The sequence below is a fragment of the Mesorhizobium sp. B2-5-3 genome, assembly GCF_006441005.1.
In the GTDB taxonomy this organism is placed as follows: Bacteria; Pseudomonadota; Alphaproteobacteria; order Rhizobiales; family Rhizobiaceae; genus Mesorhizobium.
On sequence record NZ_VFUS01000004.1, the window covers coordinates 343,877 to 367,171 of the forward strand.

Below are 23,295 nucleotides of genomic sequence, written 5' to 3' on the forward strand. Positions count from 1 at the left end.
CAATGATGCCGCCGCGCAACCCGAGCCGCCGCGGAGCGGCTGTGCGTCAATGCATGTCCGGAGCAAGATGTGACGACAAAATTCGATGAGCTGCTAGAGCGGTTCCACGCCTATCTCGCTTCCGTGGATGACTTCCTGGTGCAGGATGCGGTGGCGCGCATAGGGTGGGATATGCCCGCCCGCGAGCTTGAACCGCACCCACTCGGCTGCCTGCGCCATCTCGATCGCGCCGCCGAATTGACGCCGGCGCGGACCAAGCAGCTGGTGCAATTTCTGGCGCAGGAGCGCGGCGAATTGCGCTGGGGCCAGACCTACGGCGAGTCGGATTTCGGCAAGGCGTTCATCGACAATTATGGCTGGCTCGAAGTATTCGGCACCCGCGGCCACTTCGCCAACGACGAGGTCGCCGCCGGCGTGCTAATCCTTGGGCCTGATATCGTCTATCCCGACCACCATCATGTCGCCGAGGAGATCTATATCCCGCTGACCGGCGGCACCGAGTGGCGCATGGGCGAGGACAGCTTTCACAAGCGAGAGGCCGGCGAGGTCATCCACCACGCTTCTAAGGTCAATCACGCCATGCGCACCGGCAAGGAGCCGTTGCTGGCGCTCTATATCTGGCGCGGCGGGCCGCTGGCGCAGAAATCCACGATCACCGGGACCGCGACGCAGGGCAGGGGCTGAGCCATGGCTAAAGCCATTATGCTGCAAGGCACGGGTTCGGATGTCGGCAAGACCGTGCTGGTCGCAGGGCTGTGCCGCGCCGCAAAAAAGCGTGGGCTGAAGGTGCGTCCGTTCAAGCCGCAGAACATGTCGAACAATGCCGCTGTCGCCGATATTCCCGGCGACAACAGGGCTGGCGGCGGCGAGATCGGCCGCGCGCAATGGCTGCAGGCGATCGCCTGCGGCGTGCCGCCATCGGTTCACATGAACCCCGTGCTGCTCAAGCCGCAGACCGATGTCGGTGCGCAGGTCATCGTGCAAGGCAAGGTGTTCGGCGAGGCGCGGGCGCGCGACTACCAGGCGCTGAAGGGCCGGCTGATGGACGCGGTGCTGGACTCCTGGGGCAAGGTCGGCGAGGGCGCCGATCTCGTCATCGTCGAGGGCGCGGGTTCGCCGGCCGAGATCAACCTCAGAAGCCGCGACATCGCCAATATGGGTTTTGCGACGCGTGCCGATGTGCCTGTCGTGCTGGTCGGCGACATCGATCGCGGCGGCGTCATCGCCTCGGTCGCGGGCACGCATCTGATCCTGCCGGAGGAAGACCGGCGCATGATCGTCGGCTATCTCATCAACAAGTTCCGTGGCGACGTGTCGCTGTTCGACGACGGCATCAAGGCGATCGAAGCGTTCACCGGCTGGCGCTGCTTCGGCGTCGTGCCGTGGCTGAAGGCGGCGGCGCGGCTGCCCTCGGAGGATTCAGTGGTGCTGGAACGGCTTGCCTCCGGGGAGTCGCGTGCGCTGAAGGTGGCGGTGCCGATGCTCGGCCGCATCGCCAATTTCGACGATCTTGACCCGCTCAAGGCCGAGCCGCAGGTGGAAGTGGTGTTCGTGCCGCCTGGAAAGCCGTTGCCGCAGGATGCGGGACTGGTGGTCATTCCCGGCTCGAAGTCGACGATCGGGGACCTGCTGAAATTCCGCGACAATGGTTGGGACCGTGATCTTCTCGCCCATCGCAGGCGCGGCGGCCATGTCGTCGGCATTTGCGGCGGCTTCCAGATGCTTGGCCGCATCGTGCGCGATCCCGACGGCATCGAGGGCAGCGTCACCGAAGCGGAAGGGCTTGGCCTGCTCGACATCGAAACAGTGATGGAACCGGAAAAGACGGTGCGCAACGTCAGCGCCCGCTCGGTGCCGTTCGACCTGCCGCTCGAAGGCTACGAGATCCATCTCGGCCGCACCACCGGCCCGGACATGCTGCGGCCGTCGGCGATCATCAATGGCGCCGAGGACGGTGCGGTCTCGGCGGATGGCAAGGTGGTCGGAACCTACATGCACGGCCTGTTTGGCGCCGACGCCTTTCGAGGGAGGTTCCTCGAAAGCCTCGGCGTCAAGGGCGGCGGCATCGACTATCGCGCCGAGGTCGAGAGGGCTCTCGACGAGGTCGCGGCCCAGTTGGAGAGCCATCTTGACTGCGACGCGATCTTTTCGCTGGCGCGGTAGCTAGCTGCTCTTTTCTCCCGCCTTCGGCCAATAGGTGCCGAAGGACCAGACATTGCCCTCCGGGTCGCGGCAGATGAACTCGCGACTGCCATAGTCGCGGTCGGTCAATTCCTGGAGGATCGTGGCGCCTGCCTTCTTCGCCTTGGCGTAGGCGGCGTCTGCGTCGTCGACGGTGATGTAGATTGACTTGCCGCCGCCTGTGCCGGGTTCGCCAACCATTTTGCCGTAGTCGTCGTCGCGCGCGCTGCCGAGCATGATCATCGAGGAGCCGAAGACCAGTTCGGCATGGTGCACGACATCGCCTTCGCCGTAGCGAGCACGGATGCTGAAGCCGAAGGCTTCGCACAGCCAGTCGATCATTTTTGCGGCGTTCCTGTAACGCAAGGCGGGGTAGAGGCGGGGGGCTTCAGCGGGCATGGCAACTTCCTTCATTCGAGCTCATCGATGAACCCAGTCTGAGCGACAGCCGTTCCGGCGTCTTGAAGAAATGTTACCCGGGACTTCAGGCCTGTGCCGAACCCTCGATCGCGGTCGGTGTCTCGCCGGCAAGGTCGCGGAACTCACGCACCAGATGCGCCTGGTCGGCATAGCCGCAATCGGCCGCGATGTCGGCCCAATCGCAGGCTTGCTGCCTCGACAGGCCAAGCGCGCGGTTGAAGCGGACGATGCGCGACAGCGTTTTCGGGCCGATGCCGGTCGCGTCCGCGAATTTCCCCGCCAGATGCTTGCGGCTCCAGCCCAGCCTGTCGGCCAGTGACGAGACGCGCACGCGGCCGCCGGAGGCGAGGATCCTGTCATAGGCCCAGGCAACCCCGGCCTGCGTTTCCGGCGCATCGGCCAGCCGGGCGGCGACGAACATCTCGACAAGGGCAAAACGTTTGCTCCAGTCCGCCGCGTTGCCAAGCCGCTCGCGCAAGGCGACGCCTTCGATGCCGAGCACATCGTCCAGGCTGACCATGCGGTCGGTCAACCCGCTCATCGGCTGGCCAAAGAATCGGCGTGCGCCAAGCGGGGTGAAATTGACCTGGACGCAGCAGGCGCCGCCGAAGGATTCGATCATCACGGGTCCGGCATAGAGGCCGGCGGCGAAACTGGCGAAGCGATCATTGTCGCCGGGCGGCTTGCCAAGGCCGATGGCGAAAGGTTCGGCGAAGCTGATGACCAGAGGCACGGTAAGGGAGGCATATTCGACATTGCGGTAATGGCCGGGCGCCGTTTCGCGATAACCGCAAATGTCTGACACAATGCCCGCGAGGGCAGGGCTGGGAAGGCGCCGCCGCATCTCGAACCGCCCGGGGACTGACCGGTCCTGTTCCTCCTGACATGGCATCTCGATTGGCATCGACAGGACTCTAGCAGAGCCCGGACCCGAATCAAAAGCGCCCGGCTTTTGGCCGGGCGCTCCGAATTGCCTGAGATTTGAATGTCAGGCGCCGCGCATCACGCAGCCGCCGGCACGCACGAGGTAAGCAATGGGCACGGTCCACACCGACGCGAGTGGATGAACGAAAGAGGCCGAGGGCGGCGAGAATGCCGATGAGGCGATGACAAGGGAGATGATGAAAACAATCTCGGTAGGTGCGCTGAGATTCATGTGCGGGTCCTCTCCTCGACATGATTCGAACAGCGGCATTCCATCAGGCGCGCGGGTCACACACCAATCAGGACGCGCAGCGGGTTCGCCGGGTCGGCCAGGAGCTTCGCCGCCAGAGCGACGCAGACGATGACAAGCAGCGGCTTGATCAGCCTGGCGCCGATGCGCATGGCCAGGCTGGCGCCGAGGCGGGCGCCGAGGAACTGGGCGACGCCCATCATCAGGCCGATCTTCCAGGAGATGACACCGACCGCGGCGAAGACGACGAAGCCGCCGATGTTGGAGGCGAAGTTGAGCAGCTTGGTGTGGGCCGTCGCCTTGAGTACGCCGTAGCCGGCCAGCGCGACGAAGGCCAGCATGTAGAAGGAGCCGGCACCCGGCCCGAACAGGCCGTCGTAAAAGCCGATGGCCGGCACCAGCGTTATCCCGAACAGGAAGGGCGTCATACGTTCGGCGCGATCAACGTCGGTCATGTTGGGCTTCAGGGCGAAATAGAGCGCGATGGCAATCAGCACCAGCGGCAGAAGCGCCCGCAGCAGATCGCCGGGCACGACCGTTGCCAGCAAGGCGCCGACGGCACCGCCGGCAAGCGCCAGCAGCGCAGAAGGCAGTTGCCGGCGAAGGTCGACATGGCCTTTCGCGGCATAGTGGATGGTCGCAGATCCCGAGCCGAACATGCCCTGCAGCTTGTTGGTTCCCAGCGCCTCGACCGGCGAGAAGCCGGCCAGCAGCAGTGCGGGAATAGTGATCAGCCCACCGCCGCCGGCAATCGAGTCGACAAAGCCCGCGGCAAAACCGGCGAAGGCGAGCATGGCGACGGATTCTAAGGTGAGGTCGATCATCAGGGAGAAATCAAGCCAGAGATGCTCCGGCTTCGATCACGAACACCCCGTTTGCGCAAGACCGATTTCACGCTACTTCTATCCAAGCGCGTCGCGCCTGGATTTCGCGTTGTGCTGTCATTATCCCAAAACCGCTGCGCTTTTTTGGGCTACATGGATTAGAGGAATCGGCAAAGGGGCTCCCGATGGCATTCGAACTGCTCGACCAGATACGCTCGATCTTCGATGGCGACCCCGGGGTGCGCAAGGTGGCGGACGACCCCGTGTTGTCGGCGGAACTTCTGATGCTGTTCCGCATGATCCTGGCTGACGGAACGGTCAGCGAGAGCGAGATGGTTGCCTTCCGGCGCATCTGCAAGGATGCCTTCGGCATTCCGGAAACCAGCATCGACGCCGTCATCGAATATCTCAACGAATTCGGCTACGAAACCAATGGCTCACAGGCCATCGCGCTGTTCCGCGACCTCGATGTCGAGCGGCGCAAGCAACTGGCGCAGCATATGGCCGAGATCGCCAAGGCGGACGCGCAATTGGCCGAGACCGAGGTGCGCCTGCTGCGCCGCACGCTCGACCTGCTCGACATCAGCCCGGTCGACGTGGTGAAATCTGAGCAGTAGGTTGATGGGATCCCAGCCGGGCCGGCTGTCTACGGCAGCCTCCGGCATTTGCGGCCTTTCACTCACATGGCGGATTCGCTTCGCGAACCGATCGCTCACCCCTGCTCCTGCATACGGCGTGCAATTGCCCTGTGCAGGTCCGGCGCTGCGGCGACAAGCGTCTTGGCCGCCTCGGATTGCGGGTGATCCAGCACCTCGCTCGTCCGGCCACGCTCGACGATCTGGCCGTCATGCATGACCAGCACTTCGTCCGTTATGGCGCGGGCGACGGTGAGGTCGTGGGTGATGAAGAGATAGGCGATGCCGAGTTTCTGGTTGAGCTCGGCGAACAGGTCGAGGATCTGAGCGCGGATCGAAACATCGAGCGCCGAAACCGGCTCGTCGGCGACGACCAGTTTTGGGCGGGTGATGATGGCGCGGGCGATCGACAGGCGCTGGCGCTGGCCGCCGGAAAATTCGTGCGGATACTTTTCCATGTCGTGCTGGTCGAGGCCGACCTCGTGCAGCGCCTGCGCCACCATCTCGCGGCGCTCGGCGCGCCCCGGTTTCCTGTCCAGCACGTGCAGCGGCTCGGCGACCAGTTTCTCGACCGTCTGGCGCGGATCGAACGAGCCATAGGGGTCTTGGAATACCACCTGCATGTCGCGCCGCGCCGGCTTCAGGTCCGCCTCGCTCTTGCCGGTGAGGGGCTCGCCGCGAAAGCGGATGGTTCCCGAACTCGGCCGGTCCAGCGCCAGGATCATGCGCGCCAAGGTAGACTTGCCGCAGCCGGAGCGGCCGACCAGCGCCACCGACTGGCCCGGCGCCATGGACAGCGACACGCCGTTGACGGCGCGGATGTCAGGCGCGCGCCGGAACAGCGAGGTGCGCCGGCCGGGATAATCGCGCGTCACGCCCTCAACCTCGAGCAACGGCCGGGCTGCCGAGGGGCCATGCGGCCGGGCGCGGGCCGGCACGTGCATCGAGGCCAGCGCCAGCTGGCGGGTATAGGGGTGGAGCTGTTCAGAGAGCGTGCGGGCCGTATCGCCGGCTTCCATGACTTCGCCCCGACGAAGGATGGTAATGCGGTCCGCCATCTCGGTGACCACGGCGAGGTCATGCGAGATCAGGAGCAGGCCCATGCCGCTCTCCGCGACAAGGTCGCGCAAGAGGGTGAGGATTTGCGCCTGGAGCACAACATCGAGCGCCGTGGTCGGCTCGTCGGCGATCAGCAGCTTCGGCTTCAGCGCGCAGGCCATGGCAATGACGACGCGCTGGCGCTGGCCACCGGACAGCTCGTGCGGATAGCGCGACAGCGGGAATTTTGCCGATGGCAAGCCAACCCGGTCGAGCATTTTTCGCGCCCGCTCTTCCGCCTCGGCACGTGTTGCCTTGGCATGCCAGCGTATGCCTTCGGCGACCTGCTCGCCGATGGTCTTGAGCGGGTTCAGCGCGGTCATCGGTTCCTGGAACACCATGCCGATATCGTCACCGCGCAGGGCGCACATCTGATCCTCGCTTGCCGCAAGGATGTCGATACCGTCGAAGGTGACGCGCCCGCTGGCACGCGCGGCATATGGCAAGAGCCGCATGACGCTCAGAGCCGTCATCGATTTGCCGGAGCCGGATTCGCCGACCAGCCCCATTACCTCGCCGGGCGCGATGGAGAACTCGATGCTCCGGAGGATCGGCGTGTCGCCGATCGCCAGCGACAGATTGTCGATTTCCAGAAGGCTCATCGTTGCCGCCGCGATTTCGGATCGAGGAGGTCGGCGATGCCGTCGCCCAAAAGGTTCAGCCCAAGCACGGTGATCACGATCGCCATGCCGGGAAAGATCGCCATCCAGGGCGCCACCACCATGCGGGTCTGGGCGTCGAACAGCATGCGGCCCCAACTCGGCATCGGCGGTTGGGCGCCAAGGCCCAGATAGGAAAGCCCGGCCTCGGCCAGTATGCCGAGCGCGAACTGGATAGTGCCTTGCACCAGGAGCAAGGTGGCGATGTTGGGCAGCACATGTTCGATGGTGATCAGCGCCTTGCCCTTGCCCGCGGCGCGGGCGGCGAGGATGAATTCGCGCGGCCAGATCGCCAGCGCGCCGGCGCGGGCGACGCGGGCAAAGACAGGGATGTTGAAGATGCCGATGGCGATAATGGCATTGATGGCGCCGGGGCCGAAGATAGCGGTGATCATGATGGCCGACAAAAGCGCAGGGAAGGCGAAGACCAGATCGTTGACGCGCATCAGCGCCTCGTCGACGAGGCCGCCGCGCGCCGCGGCGAAAGCACCGAGCGGCACGCCGATGCCCATGCCGATGCCGACCGCGACCAGCGCTACCGCGATCGAATTGCGGGCGCCGACCATGATCATCGACAGGATGTCGCGGCCGAAATGGTCGGTGCCGAACCAGTGCGCCCAGGACGGCGCCAGCGTCTTGTCGGATATCACCAGCCGGGTCACGTCATAGGGCGTCCAGAGATAGGAGAGGATCGCCACCGCCGCCACAAACAATGTGACGACGAAGCCGGCAAGAAACGAGCGGTTGCCGAACGCCTTGACGAGGATGCCGCCCAGCGTCTCTTCGGGGATGTCCGGATGCAACATCATTGCCGGCTTCGGAGGCGCGGATCGACGACGGCATAAGAGAGGTCGACGACGAGGTTGACGGCGATGACCGCGGCGACCAGCAGCATGACGACGCTTTCCACGACGATCAGGTCACGCTGGGTGATCGCCTGGAACACCAGCCGGCCGAGGCCGGGCAGGTAGAAGACGTTCTCGATGATGATGGTGCCGGCGAGCAGGAAGGCGAATTGCAGGCCCAGAATGGTCAGCACCGGGATCATGGCGTTGCGCAGCGCGTGCCGCCACAAGACCACGCGGTAAGGCAGGCCCTTGGCGCGGGCGGTGCGGATATAGTCCTCGTTCAGCACCTCGATCAGCGCCGAACGGGTAACGCGTGCCAGGATCGCGGCCTGCGGCAGCGCGAGCGCCACAGCCGGCAGCAGCAGCGATTTCAGCGCCGGCCAGGCACCAGCCCCCCAGCCAGGAAAGCCGCCGGCCGGAACCAGCCGCAACCAGACGGCGAAGAGATAGATCAGCATCAGCGCGAACCAGAAATTGGGAATGGCGACGCCGAGCTGCGCGGCGCCCATCGCCGCTGTGTCACCCATCCGCCCGCGATGGTTCGCTGAAAACAGGCCGACCGGGATGGCGATGAGGGTGGATAGGGCGAGCGCAATCAGCGCCAGCGGCAGTGAGACGACGAGACGCTCGCGCACGAGATCGATGACCGGCGCCGAATAGGTGTAGGAGCGGCCGAAATCCAGGCTGAGCAGGCCGCCGGCCCAGTGCAGGTAGCGCCAGGGCAAGGGCGCGTCGAGGCCCATCTGGTTGCGCAGCAGCTCGACCTGGTCGGCGCTGGCATTCATGCCCAGCATCAGCCGCGCCGGGTCGCCGGGCAGGATCTCCAGCACCGCGAAGACGACCATGGAGGCCAGCGCCAACGTGGCGGCGGCGATCGCGAGACGCCTGAGGAGGTAGGCGGTCATGGGCGGTAGACGGGCGGGCGAAAGTCGAGTTCCCGCGCACCCCCCTCTGTCCTGCCGGACATCTCCCCCGCAAGGGGGGAGATCGGCAGTTTCCATGTCGTCGACCAGCATTCAACGTCGGCGATTGGCGAAAGCATAAAGGAGGGTGCAATCTCCCCCCTTGCGGGGGAGATGCCCGGCAGGGCAGAGGGGGGTGCGGAGCGCAAGCGTCGCCTCTTGGCCAACGGCTTCACTCGTTCCACTTCACCTTGGTGAGATCATTGGCCTGGATCGGCGCGTTTTCCCACAGGCCCTGCAGCTTGGCGTCCCAGACGCCGACCTTGGGCAGTTCGTAGAGGAAGCCGACCACGGCGTCGTCGGCCAAGATCTTCTGTGCCTGCCCCAGCAATTCCTTGCGCTTGGCTTCATCGGAGGTGACGTCCAGATCGGCGATCACCTTGTCGAAGGCCGGATTGTCGTAATTGAAGTAATAATCCTTACGCGCATAGATACCGATGTCGTTGGGCTCGGTATGGGAGACGATGGTCAGGTCGTAGTCCTTCTTGGTGAACACCTGGTCCAGCCACTGCGCCCATTCGACCGGGATGATCTCGAGGTTGATGCCGACGTCACGGAGCTGCGAGGCGATGATCTCGCCGCCGAGCCTGGCATAGGTGGGCGGCGGAAGCTTCAACGTCGCCTTGAAGCCATTCTCCAGGCCTGCTTCCTTCAAGAGTTCCTTGGCCTTGGCGACATCGTGCGGATAGCGGCCGGTGAGGTCGACGTAGTCCTTGTTGGCCGGCGACATATGCGAGCCGATCGGCAGGCCGAGGCCGGCCGAGGCACCGTCGATGATCGCCTTGCGATCGAGCGCGTAGGAGATCGCCTGCCTGACCAGCAATTTGTCGAAGGGCGGCTTCTTGTTGTTGATCGACAGGATGGTTTCGCCTTCGGTCGAACCGATCACCACCTTGAAACGCGGATCGTCCTTGACCTGCGCGAGACTGTCGGGATCGAAGAATGGGAACGCCTGGATATCGCCGGAAAGCAATGCCGGTACGCTAGCAGCGGCATCGGGCACGATGCGGAACTCGACTTTGTCGAGGTAAGCCGGCGTGCCCCAATAGCTGTCGGATTTCACCAGCGTGATCGAGGATCCCTTGGCCCAGCTCTGGAATTTGAACGGGCCGGTCCCGACCGGCTTTTCCTTGTTGGCGTCAGCGGATTTCGGCGAGACGATGACAGCATCGCCCCAGCCCATATTGTAGAGGAAGGATCCCTGCGGGTTCTTCAACGTCACCTTGACCGTTGCCGGGTCGACCACGTCGACCATATCGATGGCTGCGAACAGGGCTTTTTGCGCATTGACCGAATTGTCGGCGCGGGCGCGGTCGAGCGAGAATTTCACGTCGTCGGCGCTGAAGCCGGCGCCATCGTGGAATTTCACGCCGGTGTGCAGCTTGAAGGTGTAGGTCTTGCCGTCGTCGGAGATGGTCCAGCTTTCAGCCAAATCCGGCAGGACCTCGCCATTTGGCCCGATGCGGGTCAAGCCTTCGAACACGTTGGCGTAGAGAACCTCGTCGATTGCCGCGGCCGCGCCGGCGGTCGGATCGAGATGTGGCGGTTCGAGCGGGATGCCGATGACCAGATCGGTTCGCGCCGCCAGCGCGGGAGTGCCGACGGCCAGCGCCAGGACGGCCGCGGCCAGGATGGTTTTCCACAATTTCATCGTGCTACTCCCCGTGTGGTCAAACATGCGCTCAAACCGGGCGAATAGAAGCGTGATTTCGCACGGGAGTAAATTGCGTTTCGTGCCGCGCGGCGGCGTAGCCGGGAATGTTTTTCTCCGGACGGCCGCGTCGACCGTTGGCTCTTGCCCGTGCGGCGCTATCGGGCGCCGCGCAGCAGCACGTTGAGCCCGAACGCCATCACCTTGGCCGATTCCACCATATCCGAGATGCCGACCCATTCGTCAGGCCGGTGGGCGAGATCGAGAATGCCCGGGCCATAGGCGATGCAATCATAGACATGGCCGATGCGGGCAATGTGCTTCTGGTCGTAGGTGCCCGGTGAAATGACGTAGTCGGGCTCGCGATCGAAGATCGCGTGGACGCCTTGCGCGATTGCCTTGACGACCGGAGCGTCGCGTTCGGTCATCAGCGGCAGCACCTCCATCAGGTCACGGATCTCGTAGTCGAACTTTTGCCGATCGCGCTTCAGCCGCTCGAGAATGCCGATCACCTCGCCCTTGACCGTGGCGAGATCCTCTTCGAGCAGGAAGCGGCGGTCGATGGTCAGCCGGCAGGAATCGGGCACGTTGGGCGAGGGCAGGCCGGGCCGGAAATCCTCGGTCTGGCCGCCATGGATGGAGTTGATGTTCATGGTCGAACGCTTCGCCCCTTCGGGCACGACCGGCATGCGCGTCATCTTGCGGTCGAGCGCGGGGAACAATTCGTCCTCGAAGGCCTGCAGCACGGCGCCCATATGGCGCACCGCATTGTCGCCGAGGAACGGCATCGAGCCATGCGCGATTTCGCCCTTGGTCTCGATCTCGGCCCACCAGACGCCGCGATGGCCAAGGCAGATGCGGTCCTTGTTCAACGGTTCGGGAATGATGACGTGGTCGACCCTGGGTTTCGAGAAATAGCCGAGCCTCGCCAGATGCGCGACACCGCCGAAGCCGCCAGATTCCTCGTCGACCGTGCCTGATATCTCGATAGCACCGGGAAAATCGGGAAATACCTCCATGAAGGCTTCGGCCGCGATGATCGAGGAAGCCAGGCCGCCCTTCATGTCGCAGGCGCCGCGGCCGTAGACCTTGCCGTCCCTGACGATGCCGGCGAAGGGATCGACGGTCCAGCCGTCGCCGGCCTCGACGACATCGATATGCGAGTTGAAATGGACGCAGGCGCCAGGCGAGCGCCCATCGAAGCGAGCGACGACGTTGACGCGCGGGTAGCGGTCGGTGTCGCCGGGCGTGCCCTCGGCACGGATGAACTCGGTCTGAAAGCCGCTCTTCTTCAGCCGCGCGGCAAGAAATTCGGCGCATGGCCGGTACGCTTCGCCGGGCGGGTTGATGGTGGGAAAGCGGATCAACTCGGCGGTCAGCGCGACGAGATCGTCACGCCGGTCATCGATCGCTTGGAAGAGTCGCTCGTTCATGGCCCGAGTTGAGCAGCGATCGGCGTCGTTTTGCAAGTCCGCTGGCAATTAGGCCGTTGCGGCGTGTCGTTACGGCAACTCTTGCGGGAATTCGTTCAAATTCGCTGCTTTGGATTGGCGAATTGGTCAAGGGTATATGTTATGCCGTTCACCTGTCATTAAAGAGATGAAAAACGACGTGAAGGCAGGCAAGGGGCAATCAAAGGGGTTTGATCGCATGAAAAAGACAGTTCTCATGGCAGCAGCACTTGTCACGATGCTGTTGGGTGCTTCGGTGCAGAGCTGGGCAGCCAGCCTCATTGCAAATATAGACGTGTCGTCGCAGACGATGACGGTCAGGTACGGCCAGGAGGTTTACCGGTGGAGCGTGTCCACGGCTCGGTCCGGCTACTTCACACCGCGCGGCTCCTACCGGCCGCAGCGAACGGCCCGAATGTGGTATTCGCGCAAATACGACATGTCGCCGATGCCTTATTCCGTGTTCTTCCACGGCGGCTATGCCATCCACGGAACGGGCGCGGTGAGGCAACTCGGCCGACCGGCGTCGCATGGCTGCGTGCGGCTGCATACGGCCAATGCGGCGGCTTTCTACTCGATGGTGCGAGAAGTCGGCTTCGGCAACACGCGCATCGTCGTGAGGAACTGACTGCTAAGCCGGCTTGTGGCGGAGGCGCATCGGACGGATTCAGGCTAGGCGCTTCGGGTCTTTGCCTTGCGTCGCTTGCGGCTGATGTCCCATCTCTTGTGGAACCACATCCACTGGCCGGGATCCTCGCGCACCCAGCGCTCGACCACGTCGTTGAGAAGCTGGGTGGTGGCGCGCACGTCGACACTGCCATCGGCGGTGCGGGGCAATATCAGCTTCTCTTCTATCTCGAGCCTGAAGCGGTTGCCCGGCAGCCTGACGCAGCGCGCCGGGTAGACGTCGCAATCATAATGACGGGCAAGTGTGCCGAGCACGCGATTGCTCTGGCAGGGGCGGCCGAAGAATGTCGTTTCCAGGCCGCCCGTGAACTTCTGGTCGACGAGGACCCCGATATTGCCGCCGTTTTCCAATACCGAGGCGAGCGCGAACGAAGCGCCCGCCATCGAGGGCAGCAACGATCCCATGGTCGCGCGGCGCGTCGAGAGGATGTAGTCAGCCAGGTAAGGATTGTTGGGCGGGCGAAACAGCGCGGTGATATTCATGCCGAAAGTAGCCGCCGCCACCGGCAGCAATTCAAAATTGCCGAGATGTCCGGTGAAGACGATGTGCGGCTTCTTTTCGGCCGCGATCTCGACGAAATGGTCTACTCCCCTGACCTCGACACGGCCGGGACTGGTGGCGGCTGGATCGTAGTCGAACAAGGCGTCGAGAAAGATGTATTCGGCGGCGAGACGCGCCATGTTGCCCCACATGTCGGAGGCGATGGCCTGGATCTCGGCTTCGCTCTTGTGCGGATAGGCCTTGCGCAGATTCTCGACGGCCACATTATGGCGTCCGACCCATGGACCGATGCGGCGGGCGACGCGGTCGGCGAAATTCAGCGCGCTGTCGGGGGGCAGCAGGCGCAGCACCGAGATGATGATCATCGCAATGCGCGCGACCAGCCAGTGCTCGAACCGGCGCAATTGCCGGCCGTAGCGGAACATCAGGTCGCGGCGAAGCTTCTTCAACACAGAAGTCAGGGCCTAGACGACGCGTAGGATGATCTTGCCAAAGACGTCGCGGCCTTCCATGCGCTTCAGCGCGGCGTCGATGTCGTCGAAGCCGACTTCGGTATCGATGACGGGTGCGACCTGTCCCGCCGCCATCTTCTGCATGGCGTTGGCCATGTTCTCCATGCGGCAGCCGAAGGAGCCGAGCAGCTTCAACTGCTGCTGGAAGAGCTGCATCAGATTGACCTGCGCCGACACGCCGGACGTCGAGCCGCAGGTGACGAGCCGGCCACCGCGCTTCAGGCACAGCATCGAGCCGGCAAAAGTGTCGGCGCCGACATGTTCGAAGACGACGTCGACGCCCTTCTTCTTGGTCAGCTTGCGCACGACGCCCTCGAACCGGTCGTCACGGTAGTTGATGACATGATCGGCGCCGAGCGCCTTGGCCTTGTCTATCTTGTCGTTCGAGCCGACCGTGGTGATGACCGTGCAGCCCATCCGCTTCGCCAGCTGGATGGCGGCCGAGCCGATGCCAGATCCGCCGGCGTGGACAAGGATCGTCTCGCCGGGCTCGAGCCTGGCATTGTCGAACAGCATGTGTTCGACGGTGCCGAAAGTGACGGGGGCGACAGCCGCGCCGATCTCGCTCACGCCTGGAGGGACGGGGACCAGCAGGCGCGCCGGCAGGTTGATCTTCTCCTGCGCGAAGCCGTCGAGGTGGAAGCCATGAACGCCCGAGACGTGTTCGCAAAGATTGTCGCGGCCTTCGCGGCAGGCACGGCAAAGGCCGCAGGTGCGCGCGCCGTAGATCGAGACCAACTGTCCCGGTAGCAGGCCGGAAACGCCGGGACCGACGGTCTCGACCTCGCCGGAGGCTTCCGCGCCGACGACCAGCGGCAGCTTGCGCTTGGCGAAAGCCATGCCGCGCCAGCCCCAGACGTCAATGTGGTTCAGCGCCACTGCCTTGATGCGCAGCGTCACCTCGCCGAGCGCGGGCGGCGGCGGGAGCGGCAGGTCCACCGTTTCAAGACGGCGGTCCTCGATAAGTTGCAGTGCGCGCATGGAGCCTGTCGGTTCTGTTCTAGCGGAAGTGGCTCGCTTAGACCGGTTCCCGCGCCATGACAAGGCAAGTGTTCTGGCCGCCAAAGCCGAAGGAGTTCGAAAGCACGGTGCCGACCTGCGCATTGCGCTTCTTGTTCGGCACGACGTCGAGCACGATCGCCGGATCGGGATTGTCGTAGTTGATGGTCGGCGGAATGACGCCTTCGCGCATTGTCATCAGGGAAAACGCCGCTTCCACCGCGCCGGCGGCGGACAGCGTATGGCCGATCATCGATTTGTTGGACGAGATCGGCATCGAGCCGATCCGTTCGCCGAACACCGTCGACAGCGACAGGTGCTCCATCTTGTCATTTTCCGGCGTCGAGGTGCCATGCGCGTTGACATAGTCGATCTCGTCCTCGCCCAGGCCGGCATCGGCGAGGGCGGCGCGCACCGCCGCGATGGCCGGCGAACCATCCGGCTTGGAGCGGGTGCGGTGGAAATCGTCCGCCTTTTCGCCGCAGCCGCGCAGAATGCCCAGAACGCTTGCTCCACGGGCGAGCGCTGCCTCCAGCGATTCCAGCACCAGAGCGCCGGAACCTTCGGCCAGCACGAAGCCGTCGCGGTCCTTGGAGAAGGGCTTGGAAGCCTTTTCCGGGATGTCGTTGTGGGTCGAAAGCGCCGACAGCAGCGAAAAACGGATCAGCGCCTCGGCGGTCGCCGAGCCGTCCGCGCCGATCGACAGCGCCCGGTCGCATTCGCCTCTGCGGATTGCCTCGACCCCAAGCTGGATGGCCGTTGCACCGGAGGCGCAAGCGGTCGACAGCGTGATCGGCAGGCCGCGCGTGCCGAAACGGTCGGCGAGCCGGTCGGCGATCGACCCGAACTGCGTGGTCTCGAATGTATCGAGCTCCTTCAAGCCGCGCGCTACCCGAAGCAGCCTTTCGGCACCGGCGTCGTGCTTGTCGGAATTATAGAGCGCGAACCGCTCATGCCAGTCGAGTTCGACCGGCGGCGAGGCCAGAAACAGCGGTCCGCCGAAGTCGCTGGAATTGAGGCCGGCTTCGGCAACAGCTTCCTGCGCGGCGGTCTCTGCCAGTTCGTAGGTGAGGGGACTGGCGCCCTTCGAGCTCGACGCAAGGAAATCGACCATGCCGGAAATGCGGGTGTTGAGGTGGTCGACAGGGAAGCGGGTGATCGGGTGGATGCCCGATCTGCCCGAGGTCAGCGCCGTCCAGTTGTCTGATTTGCCGGCTCCAAGGGAAGTAACCACGCCGATGCCTGTGACGGCAACGATCGGCCTGCCCATGTGATCTCTGAGATTGGCCATCCGGAAGCCCTAACCTTTATCGTTGTATGTGGCTGGCCGCTCTATGCGGCGTTGACCAGCGCCATGCCCTCGAATTGGTGGTAGCCGATCGCCGTTGCAAGGACGCTTCTTGGAATGCCTTCGAACGGTTTCTCGGCAGCGGCATCGAAAACGGGGTAGGCGGCCTTACGGTCGACGGCGAGCGCCGCCAGCGCCACGGCGAAGGGAAACTGCGCTTCCTTCATGTGGCCGGTCAGCGTCGCGAAGCCACGCGCCGCGATCGCGGGATTGGCGTCGAATGCCGACTTCTCGGCGGCGGTAGCCGCGTGAGCGCCTGAGGCGCCAGACATGGTCAGCAAGCCGCCATTCGGCACGGCGGTCTTCTTGAGCAGCGCGGCGATCTCGGAATCGAGCTCGCCCTGCCGCCGCCTGGCACGGCCGGAGACGACCGGGCCGAGCTCGGCATAGATCTTGCGCCCCCGGCTTGCCGCGTGTTCGCGCTGCTCCAGCACCAGGAAAGCGCCGCCGGATCCCGATACCACGCCGCCACCTTCGGCGCCTTGCCGCTGCCAGACGGGCTTCCAGGCGCCGCGATGCAGGTAGCCGGCAAGCTCATAGCCGAGCAACATATCGGAATGTTCGGTCTGGAAGGCGCCGCCCACCAGTATATGCGTCGACTGGCCGGAACGAATGCGCGCGGCAGCCGTCTCGACGGCGGCTACGCCGGCGCCTTCCTCGCCCATGAAGGTCCTGGACGATCCCGTCACCTTGTGGACGATGGAGATGTTGCCGGCGAGCAGATTGGAAAGCTGTGCCAGGAACAGGGTGGGGCGCAGTTCGGTGGTGAGCTTCTCGTTGAGCAGCACGTCACGGTCGTTGCGGCTTTCCGAGGCGGCCAGGATGGCGGCATCGACCGCTTCGTCGCGCTCGCCGCCGCCGGCGGCCACGACCATGTCCATGGTCGTGCAGAGCTCGTCATTGCCCTTGATGCCGGCATCGTCCAGCGCAAGACCCGCGGCATAGGTGCCGAGCCTCTGCCAGGTTTCCATCTGGCGCTGGTCGCCGCGCTTGGCGATCTGCAGGTTCCAGTCGATCTCCGGCAGCGGATGGACGGTGTAGGGCGCGAAACGCTCAGCTTCGAGCACCGGCTTCTGATCCGGCTGAGTGAGCTTGCGCCAGTGTTCATCGGGGCCTTCTCCCAACGAGGAGACAAGGCCAATGCCGGTGATGACGACGTCGCGGGGGCTCATGGATGATCGGGTACGGATCAGGCGGTCTTGGCGGCGACCAGTGCGTCGATCTTGGCGCACAGGTTCTTCATGACAAAGTAATCGTCCGTCGAAGCCTTGCCGTCATTGACTTCCTGGGTCCACTTTTCCAGCGGCACCTTGATACCGAATTCCTTGTCGATGGCGAAGACGATGTCGAGGAAATCGAGGCTGTCGATGCCGAGATCGTCGATCGTGTGGCTCTCGGGCGTGATGGTGTCGATATCGATCTCGCTGGTGTCGGCAATGATCTTGGCGACTTTGTCGAACGTGGTGGACAAGGGCTTTTCCTTCGGTTGCGGGCGGAATCTGTCCGCATCTTGTTTGGGCGCTGTCTAATCGGTTTTTCCCGGCAGGAAAAGGCCTGATACGCCGGGCGCAGATGGGTAGCGTGCCCAAGAAACGCAAGACGGGCCGCCGGTCAACCCGGCGGCCCCTCCATGGCTGGCGACCGCGGATGATGTTGGCCTCATTGTCGCGGCCCTAGCGCGGCATCTTTTTTGGGTGGTATTTTGGCAACATTACCTCTGTCGCAAGTCCTCATCGACGCGTGGCTGCTCGCGGATGCGCCGGTCGGCCCCGATTTAGAACGTAACCCGGCCGAGCACACGCAGACCCTCGCCCTGCGGCTCGACGACAACGGCTTCGCCCTCGCGCGGCGAGACGCCGGTCAACGCAGCGATATTTTCCAGATGAGTGACCATGACCAGGTTGTCAGAGCCGGAATAGGCGCGGATTTCCTTCATGATCGCGGCGATCTGGGCCGCCTTTTGCGCCGCGTCGCCCTTCAGCAGGTCGAGCGGCGCGAAAGGCTCCGGCTCGGTCTCGAAGGCGATGCGCGCGGTGTCGAGGCAGCGGCAATAGCGGCTGGACAGCACGCGCTCGATCGGCGCGGCGCGGGCGGCAAGCAAGGCGCCGATCTTGCTCGACTGCTGCTTGCCGCGTGCGGACAGATTGACCTGGGTGGCGCAGCTGTCGATATCAAAATTGGCGGGATCGGTGGTGCCGGTGACCATGGCATGGCGCAAAAGCACGACATGGCCGCCATCGCGCAGCAGCGCCCAGCCGGCATCCGTCGCATCCGCTGCAGCCGGAACGCCAAACAGGAACAACGCCAAGGCAAATCGGATCATCGTAATCCTTCCAGAAGCCGGGCACTGGCCACCCGCATATAGGGATCGGAAAGCAGGTACAAAGACAAGCGAAAGGCCTGCGGTCTCCGCGGTCTCACTTCTCCTTCGTCATCCGCTGCTTCACCAGATCGGTCTTCCGGTCGTGAGCGGGATGGGAAAAGTCCAGCCGCCTTCGGCGATGCCCGCTTGGCAGAACAAATTCGGGGTCGAAGAAATTCGGGCGCGATTGCACCGCGACCTTGGCTCGCCTATCCCTGGAAAAATGTCTCCGCTTACCGAAACCGTCCTTTTCGTCTTCAGCCTCGTCGCGCTCGGCTACCTCGCCGGGTTCACCGGTTATATGAAGCCGGCGAGCGGCGAGGGGATATCCGATTTCGCGGTCAGCGTTGCGATGCCGCTGCTGTTGTTCCAGACGATGGTGAATGCCGATTTCCACGGGGTGGCACCGTGGTCGCTATGGGGGGCCTATTTCGCGGCGGTGGCAATCACCTGGGCCGCCGGCCATGTCGTTACCACGCGGATATTCGGACGCGACGCACGCGCCGGTGTCGTCGGCGGCGTGTCGTCGGCCTATTCCAATGTTGTCCTGCTCGGCGCGCCGTTCATTCTCGGCATATTCGGGCGGGACGGATTCGAGGTGCTGTCGCTTCTGGTTTCCGTGCATCTGCCTGTCATGATGATGGCTTCGATCGTGCTGTTCGAGATGTTCGGCCGCGGCGGCGGCGAGCATGTGCACCCCGTGCGCGTCGTCCGCAATTTCCTGAGGCGGCTGTTCGTCAATCCGCTGATCATCGGCATTCTTTTGGGTCTCGCATGGCGCTTCAGCGGCATCCCGCTGCCCGAACTGGTCATGCGGCTGGTGGACGCGCTGGCCGGCACCGCCGGGCCGGTGGCGCTGTTCGCCATGGGGCTCAGCCTGCGCCGCTTCGGCATATCAGGCAATGTCCGCCCGGCGCTGGCGCTATCAACACTGAAGCTGTTCCTGATGCCGGCGCTGGTTCTGATCTTCGTCTGGTTGCTCGGCCTGCCGCCCTTGACCGCCAAGGTAGCGGTCGTGGTGGCGGCGCTCCCATCCGGCATCAATTCCTATCTCATTGCCGTGCAGTTCAACACAGGCCAGGCGCTGGCTTCGAACCAGATGACCATCGCGACCGCGAGCGCGGTCGTCACCACTGCTTTCTGGCTGGCGGTGAGCGTGCACGTCTTCGGCTGACATGAATAAGACCAGGGCCTGAGCCGCACGGCGTGAGTCCGTTGCGACGCGATGTGCCAGCGGTGAAATCAGGCCCCGGCTCTCGCCTTGCACTGGCATAACCCCTATATGCCATCTTGCGATTGCTTGCGGGGCTTTCCCTAGGTTAAGAGCAATGGCCCCAGCGCACGGTGCGCTAATCGAAGACATCCAGATAGCGGCCCGTGAGCGCCGAACGGAGGCTAGACCATGCTTCAGAAAACCAGCCATTTCATGCGCCAGGCCAATCTCATCAACGGCGAATGGGTGCAGGCCGACAGCGGCCAGACGGTCGACGTCACCAATCCGGCAACCGGCCTCAAGATCGGCACCGTGCCCAAGGCAGGCAAGGTCGAGACCCGCCGCGCCATCGAAGCCGCCGACGAAGCTTTCAAGACCTGGCGCAAGACCACCGCGCTCGAGCGCTCGAAGCTGCTGCGCAAGCTGCACGATGCCATGATGGACAATCAGGACGTTCTGGCGGAGCTCCTGACCATTGAACAGGGCAAGTCGCTGTTCGAATCGAAGGGCGAGATCGGCTCGGCCGCCTCCTACATCCTGTGGTTCGCCGAGGAGGGCCGCCGCACCTATGGCGATGTCGTGCCGTCGCCATGGGCGGACCGCCGCATCCTGGTCACCAAGGAACCGGTCGGGGTCATCGCCGCCATCACGCCGTGGAATTTCCCGTCCTCGATGCTGGCCCGCAAGCTCGGACCGGCGCTCGCCGCGGGTTGCACCGCCGTGGTCAAGCCCGCCTCGCAGACGCCTTACTCCGGTCTCGCCTGGGGCGCCCTGGCCGAGGAGGTCGGCTTCCCCAAGGGCGTGATCAACATCCTGACCGGTGCGGCCGGCGAGATCGGCGATGAGATCTGCGCCAATCCGCTGGTCAAGAAGATCACTTTTACCGGCTCGACCGAGGTCGGCAAGATCCTGATCCAGAAGTCGTCCGTCACCGTGAAGAAGGTGTCGATGGAGCTCGGCGGCAATGCGCCGTTCATCGTCTTCGACGACGCCGACATCGACCGCGCCGTCGCCGGTGCGATCACGGCCAAGTACCGCAATTCGGGCCAGACCTGCGTCTGTACGAACCGCTTCCTTGTCCAGGCCGGCGTCTATGACCGGTTCGTCGAGAAACTGGCGGCCGCCAGCGACAAGCTGAAGGTCGGCTCCGGGCTGGAGGAGGGCGTGCAGCAGGGACCGCTGATCGACGAGAAAGCGGTGGAGAAGGTCGAGGAACTGATCGCCGACGCGACTTCGAAGGGCGGCAAGATCGTCGCCGGCGGCAAGCGCCATGCGCTCGGCGGCTCGTTCTTCCAGCCGACCGTCATCGCCGATGCGACGCCCAAGATGCGCTTCATGAAGGAAGAGATTTTCGGGCCGGTGGCGCCCGTCTTCAGGTTCGAGACCGAGGAAGAGGCGATTGCGCTTGCCAATGACACCGAATTCGGCCTCGCCTGCTATTTCTACACCGGCGATCTCGGCCGCGCCTTCCGCGTCATGGAAGGGCTGAAATATGGCATGGTCGGCGTCAATGAAGGCCTGATCACCACGCCGGAAGCACCGTTCGGCGGCGTCAAGGAGTCCGGGCTCGGCAAGGAAGGCGGACATCAGGGTATCGAGGATTACCTCGACACCAAATATGTCTGCATCGGCGGCCTCGGCCTCTGATAGACTGTCGCCGGGACAGGCAGGCCTGTGATCTGCCTGCCCCGGCTACGAAACGGGCCGTCTGGATCAACTGACGTTTGCGGGCATGGCAATGAAGGACGGCGAGGTTTTCGGCACCACCCAGGCGGGCGACCCGATTCGCCGCTTCACCATCAGAGGCGGCGGACTTAGCGCCAATATCCTTGGGCTCGGCGCGATCATCCAGGACCTGCGCCTGGCCGGCCACGATGCGCCTCTCGTGCTCGGCTATGATAATCTATCATCCTATGAAACCGACACGGCTTTCTTCGGCGCGGTCGTCGGCCGCTATGCCAACCGCATCCGCGACGGCCGCTTCACCATCGCCGGCAAGCGCTACCAGACCGAGCGCAATTTTCTCGACAAGCACACGCTGCATGGAGGCTCGCAAGGCTTTTTCCATCGGCCGTGGACGGTTTCGCTGCACGGGCGGGACTTCGTCACGCTGACGCTGCACGATCCCGACGGCACGATGGGCTTTCCCGGGGCACTCGACGTCACCTGCACCTACCGGCTGAAGATCCCCGGTACGCTCAGCGTCGAGATATCAGCGACGTGCGAGGAGCCGACGCTGTGCAATCTCACGCAGCATTCCTACTTCAACCTCGATGATGGCGGGACGGGCGACATCCTCGATCACCGGATGATGCTCAATGCCGGCGCCTATCTGCCGGTGGATGGCGAAATGATTCCGACGGGCACGGTGAAGCCTGTCGACGGCACGCCCTTCGATTTCCGCCAGGCGCGGCCGCTGCGCATGGAGACCGAAGGCGAGCAGCTTGCCTACGACCAGAATTTCTGCCTCGCCTCGGCGCGTGGGCCGCTCAAGCAGGCGGCGTGGGTGCAAGGAGCGAGCTCCGGCGTCGAGATGGAACTGTGGACCACGGAGCCCGGCGTCCAGTTCTATACCGGCCAGTATGTGACGCCGCGCACGGGGCTGGAAGGGCGAAACCACAAAGCTTTCTGTGGTTTTTGCCTGGAGCCGCAAATATGGCCGGACGCACCGAACCGGCCCTATTTCCCGCAGGCGACACTGTGGCCGGGTGCGATCTACCATCACGTGACGGAATATCGGTTCCGGCTGCCCTGACCCTCAATCCGTTTCGAATGCCGCACGCAACGTCTCGAATGGCGCCAATGCGCCGCGAACCTGCACCACGCTGGCCGCGACACGGTGCGCGCGCTTTGTAGCCTCCGCAGGGGTGTGTCCGGCGAGACGCGCGGCGAGATAGCCGCCGTTGAAGGAATCGCCCGCGCCCGTGGTGTCGACGGGCGTGGCCACATGGATCGCCTGAACGTCCCGCAGCGTCCCGTTCTCGACGATCAGCGCCGGCTGTTCACCGTTCTTGACCACGACTTCGCCGACCAGTTGCCCGAGCCGCCCAGCCGTTGCCTGTGGCGCTTCATCGCCGAACAGCATCTGCTCGTCCGGGAAAGTCGGCAATGCGATGTCGGTGACGGCGAGCGCCTCCAGGATCGCGGCTTGCGCCTCCTCGCGATCGCGCCACAGTCGGGGCCGGTAGTTGGGATCGAAGGCGATCAGCGACCCCGCGGATCGTGCCTCGGCCACGGCCGACAGCAACGTGGTGCGCGCAGCGGAGTCCAGAATTCCCAAAGTGATTCCGGAAAAGTAGACAAGCGCCTGCTTTTCAAGGCTTTTTGCCAACGCAGCCGGATTGGAGGCAAGCTGCCTGGCAGCCGCATCGCCGCGCCAATAGGTGAAGGAGCGTTCCGCGCCGGTCAGCGTGATGGCATAGAGGCCGGGCCGCGCCCCCGGGATAACAGGGCTTTCGCCAATGCCGATGCCATTGTCCGCGAAGAAGCCGATCTGGTCTTGCGAGAAAGGATCGTCTCCGAAAGCCGAGACGTAGGTCGCTGGCCTTCCACTCAGCGCATGCAGGGCCCACAGCGTGTTGAACGTATCGCCGGCAAATCCCATGCGCCAGTTCGAACCCGTTTGGCCCGAAAGCTCGATCATGCATTCGCCGATCGAGGCGACACCTTTGCCGATCATGATCCATTCCCCTGTTACGATGCTGCTGTAGCTTTTTGGAGAGTAGAGCGCCATGCTTGGCAAGGGCGGTTTTTTCCGTCACCTGCGATT

Annotated in this window: 23 protein-coding genes; 7 read left to right on the forward strand and 16 right to left on the reverse strand. The window is 64.0% G+C overall.

Going from position 1 to position 23,295, the window contains the following annotated elements; genetic code table 11:
- The first annotated feature begins 69 nt into the window (after nt 1-69).
- Together FJ867_RS11960 and FJ867_RS11965 are read left to right on the forward strand one after the other, a co-directional pair.
- Nucleotides 70-684 carry a dimethylsulfonioproprionate lyase family protein gene (locus FJ867_RS11960; protein WP_140517255.1) on the forward strand — a complete coding sequence of 205 codons (615 nt, stop codon included), beginning with the start codon at nt 70-72 and terminating at the stop codon, nt 682-684.
- Between the two features lie 3 nt (nt 685-687).
- Nucleotides 688-2,163: a cobyric acid synthase gene (locus FJ867_RS11965; protein ID WP_140817461.1), complete on the forward strand. Its 1,476-nt coding sequence runs from the start codon at nt 688-690 to the stop codon at nt 2,161-2,163.
- On the opposite strand, the gene FJ867_RS11970 is transcribed toward FJ867_RS11965, so the two are convergent.
- From FJ867_RS11970 to FJ867_RS11980, 4 genes are all read right to left on the reverse strand, one after another.
- A complete protein-coding gene (locus FJ867_RS11970) occupies nt 2,164-2,580 on the reverse strand; it encodes a VOC family protein (protein ID WP_140648825.1) in 417 nt (138 codons plus the stop codon).
- A gap of 85 nt (nt 2,581-2,665) precedes the next feature.
- The gene (locus tag FJ867_RS11975; RefSeq protein ID WP_140559635.1) at nt 2,666-3,505 is read right to left on the reverse strand and encodes an AraC family transcriptional regulator; all 840 of its coding nucleotides are present in this window, start codon (nt 3,503-3,505) and stop codon (nt 2,666-2,668) included.
- Nucleotides 3,506-3,589: 84 nt separating this feature from the next.
- The gene (locus FJ867_RS28740) at nt 3,590-3,757 is read right to left on the reverse strand and encodes a hypothetical protein (RefSeq protein ID WP_181168354.1); all 168 of its coding nucleotides are present in this window, start codon (nt 3,755-3,757) and stop codon (nt 3,590-3,592) included.
- Between the two features lie 56 nt (nt 3,758-3,813).
- Entirely contained in the window at nt 3,814-4,599 is a 786-nt protein-coding gene (locus tag FJ867_RS11980; RefSeq protein WP_140495686.1) for a TSUP family transporter, read from the reverse strand.
- A gap of 185 nt (nt 4,600-4,784) precedes the next feature.
- Between FJ867_RS11980 and FJ867_RS11985 the strand changes: the two genes are divergently transcribed.
- Nucleotides 4,785-5,216: a TerB family tellurite resistance protein gene (locus FJ867_RS11985; RefSeq protein ID WP_140495687.1), complete on the forward strand. Its 432-nt coding sequence runs from the start codon at nt 4,785-4,787 to the stop codon at nt 5,214-5,216.
- Between the two features lie 95 nt (nt 5,217-5,311).
- Here the strand turns inward: FJ867_RS11985 and FJ867_RS11990 are convergent, their stop codons facing one another.
- From FJ867_RS11990 to FJ867_RS12015, 5 genes are all read right to left on the reverse strand, one after another.
- Nucleotides 5,312-6,934, reverse strand: coding sequence for an ABC transporter ATP-binding protein (locus FJ867_RS11990; RefSeq protein ID WP_140817463.1), 1,623 nt, complete (start codon nt 6,932-6,934; stop codon nt 5,312-5,314).
- Complete coding sequence (locus FJ867_RS11995) at nt 6,931-7,800, reverse strand: ABC transporter permease (protein WP_140817464.1); 870 nt, start codon at nt 7,798-7,800, stop codon at nt 6,931-6,933. Before FJ867_RS11995 ends, FJ867_RS11990 begins: the two co-directional genes overlap by 4 nt.
- Nucleotides 7,797-8,744, reverse strand: coding sequence for an ABC transporter permease (locus tag FJ867_RS12000; RefSeq protein ID WP_140817466.1), 948 nt, complete (start codon nt 8,742-8,744; stop codon nt 7,797-7,799). Before FJ867_RS12000 ends, FJ867_RS11995 begins: the two co-directional genes overlap by 4 nt.
- 229 nt (nt 8,745-8,973) lie before the next feature.
- Nucleotides 8,974-10,452: an ABC transporter substrate-binding protein gene (locus FJ867_RS12010; protein ID WP_140817468.1), complete on the reverse strand. Its 1,479-nt coding sequence runs from the start codon at nt 10,450-10,452 to the stop codon at nt 8,974-8,976.
- A 158-nt stretch (nt 10,453-10,610) separates the two neighbouring features.
- Nucleotides 10,611-11,885, reverse strand: a complete 1,275-nt coding sequence (locus tag FJ867_RS12015) for an acetylornithine deacetylase/succinyl-diaminopimelate desuccinylase family protein (RefSeq protein WP_140656537.1) — start codon at nt 11,883-11,885, stop codon at nt 10,611-10,613.
- A 217-nt stretch (nt 11,886-12,102) separates the two neighbouring features.
- Here FJ867_RS12015 and FJ867_RS12020 point away from each other — a divergent pair, with 217 nt between their 5' ends.
- Nucleotides 12,103-12,531 carry a L,D-transpeptidase gene (locus tag FJ867_RS12020; protein WP_140817470.1) on the forward strand — a complete coding sequence of 143 codons (429 nt, stop codon included), beginning with the start codon at nt 12,103-12,105 and terminating at the stop codon, nt 12,529-12,531.
- A gap of 44 nt (nt 12,532-12,575) precedes the next feature.
- Here FJ867_RS12020 and FJ867_RS12025 read toward each other — a convergent pair whose 3' ends face one another.
- From FJ867_RS12025 to FJ867_RS12050, 6 genes are all read right to left on the reverse strand, one after another.
- Nucleotides 12,576-13,544, reverse strand: coding sequence for a lipid A biosynthesis lauroyl acyltransferase (locus FJ867_RS12025; protein ID WP_246675038.1), 969 nt, complete (start codon nt 13,542-13,544; stop codon nt 12,576-12,578).
- A 12-nt stretch (nt 13,545-13,556) separates the two neighbouring features.
- Nucleotides 13,557-14,585: a zinc-binding dehydrogenase gene (locus FJ867_RS12030; RefSeq protein WP_140817474.1), complete on the reverse strand. Its 1,029-nt coding sequence runs from the start codon at nt 14,583-14,585 to the stop codon at nt 13,557-13,559.
- Nucleotides 14,586-14,622: 37 nt separating this feature from the next.
- On the reverse strand, nt 14,623-15,894 hold the full coding sequence (locus FJ867_RS12035) for a beta-ketoacyl-ACP synthase (protein WP_140495696.1): 1,272 nt from the start codon (nt 15,892-15,894) through the stop codon (nt 14,623-14,625).
- Between the two features lie 41 nt (nt 15,895-15,935).
- Nucleotides 15,936-17,123, reverse strand: coding sequence for a beta-ketoacyl-ACP synthase (locus FJ867_RS12040; protein ID WP_140817475.1), 1,188 nt, complete (start codon nt 17,121-17,123; stop codon nt 15,936-15,938).
- Nucleotides 17,124-17,140: 17 nt separating this feature from the next.
- Nucleotides 17,141-17,422: an acyl carrier protein gene (locus FJ867_RS12045; RefSeq protein WP_010909964.1), complete on the reverse strand. Its 282-nt coding sequence runs from the start codon at nt 17,420-17,422 to the stop codon at nt 17,141-17,143.
- A 303-nt stretch (nt 17,423-17,725) separates the two neighbouring features.
- Nucleotides 17,726-18,274 carry a histidine phosphatase family protein gene (locus tag FJ867_RS12050; protein ID WP_140817477.1) on the reverse strand — a complete coding sequence of 183 codons (549 nt, stop codon included), beginning with the start codon at nt 18,272-18,274 and terminating at the stop codon, nt 17,726-17,728.
- Nucleotides 18,275-18,536: 262 nt separating this feature from the next.
- Here FJ867_RS12050 and FJ867_RS12055 point away from each other — a divergent pair, with 262 nt between their 5' ends.
- The 3 genes from FJ867_RS12055 (at nt 18,537) to FJ867_RS12065 (ending at nt 22,281) form a co-directional block, all read left to right on the forward strand.
- On the forward strand, nt 18,537-19,487 hold the full coding sequence (locus FJ867_RS12055; protein ID WP_140817479.1) for an AEC family transporter: 951 nt from the start codon (nt 18,537-18,539) through the stop codon (nt 19,485-19,487).
- 228 nt (nt 19,488-19,715) lie between these two features.
- Entirely contained in the window at nt 19,716-21,173 is a 1,458-nt protein-coding gene (locus FJ867_RS12060; protein WP_140555081.1) for an NAD-dependent succinate-semialdehyde dehydrogenase, read from the forward strand.
- A gap of 85 nt (nt 21,174-21,258) precedes the next feature.
- Entirely contained in the window at nt 21,259-22,281 is a 1,023-nt protein-coding gene (locus FJ867_RS12065) for an aldose epimerase family protein (protein WP_140817480.1), read from the forward strand.
- Nucleotides 22,282-22,284: 3 nt separating this feature from the next.
- Here the strand turns inward: FJ867_RS12065 and FJ867_RS12070 are convergent, their stop codons facing one another.
- Complete coding sequence (locus FJ867_RS12070) at nt 22,285-23,205, reverse strand: sugar kinase (RefSeq protein WP_140817482.1); 921 nt, start codon at nt 23,203-23,205, stop codon at nt 22,285-22,287.
- Nucleotides 23,206-23,295 lie beyond the last annotated feature (90 nt).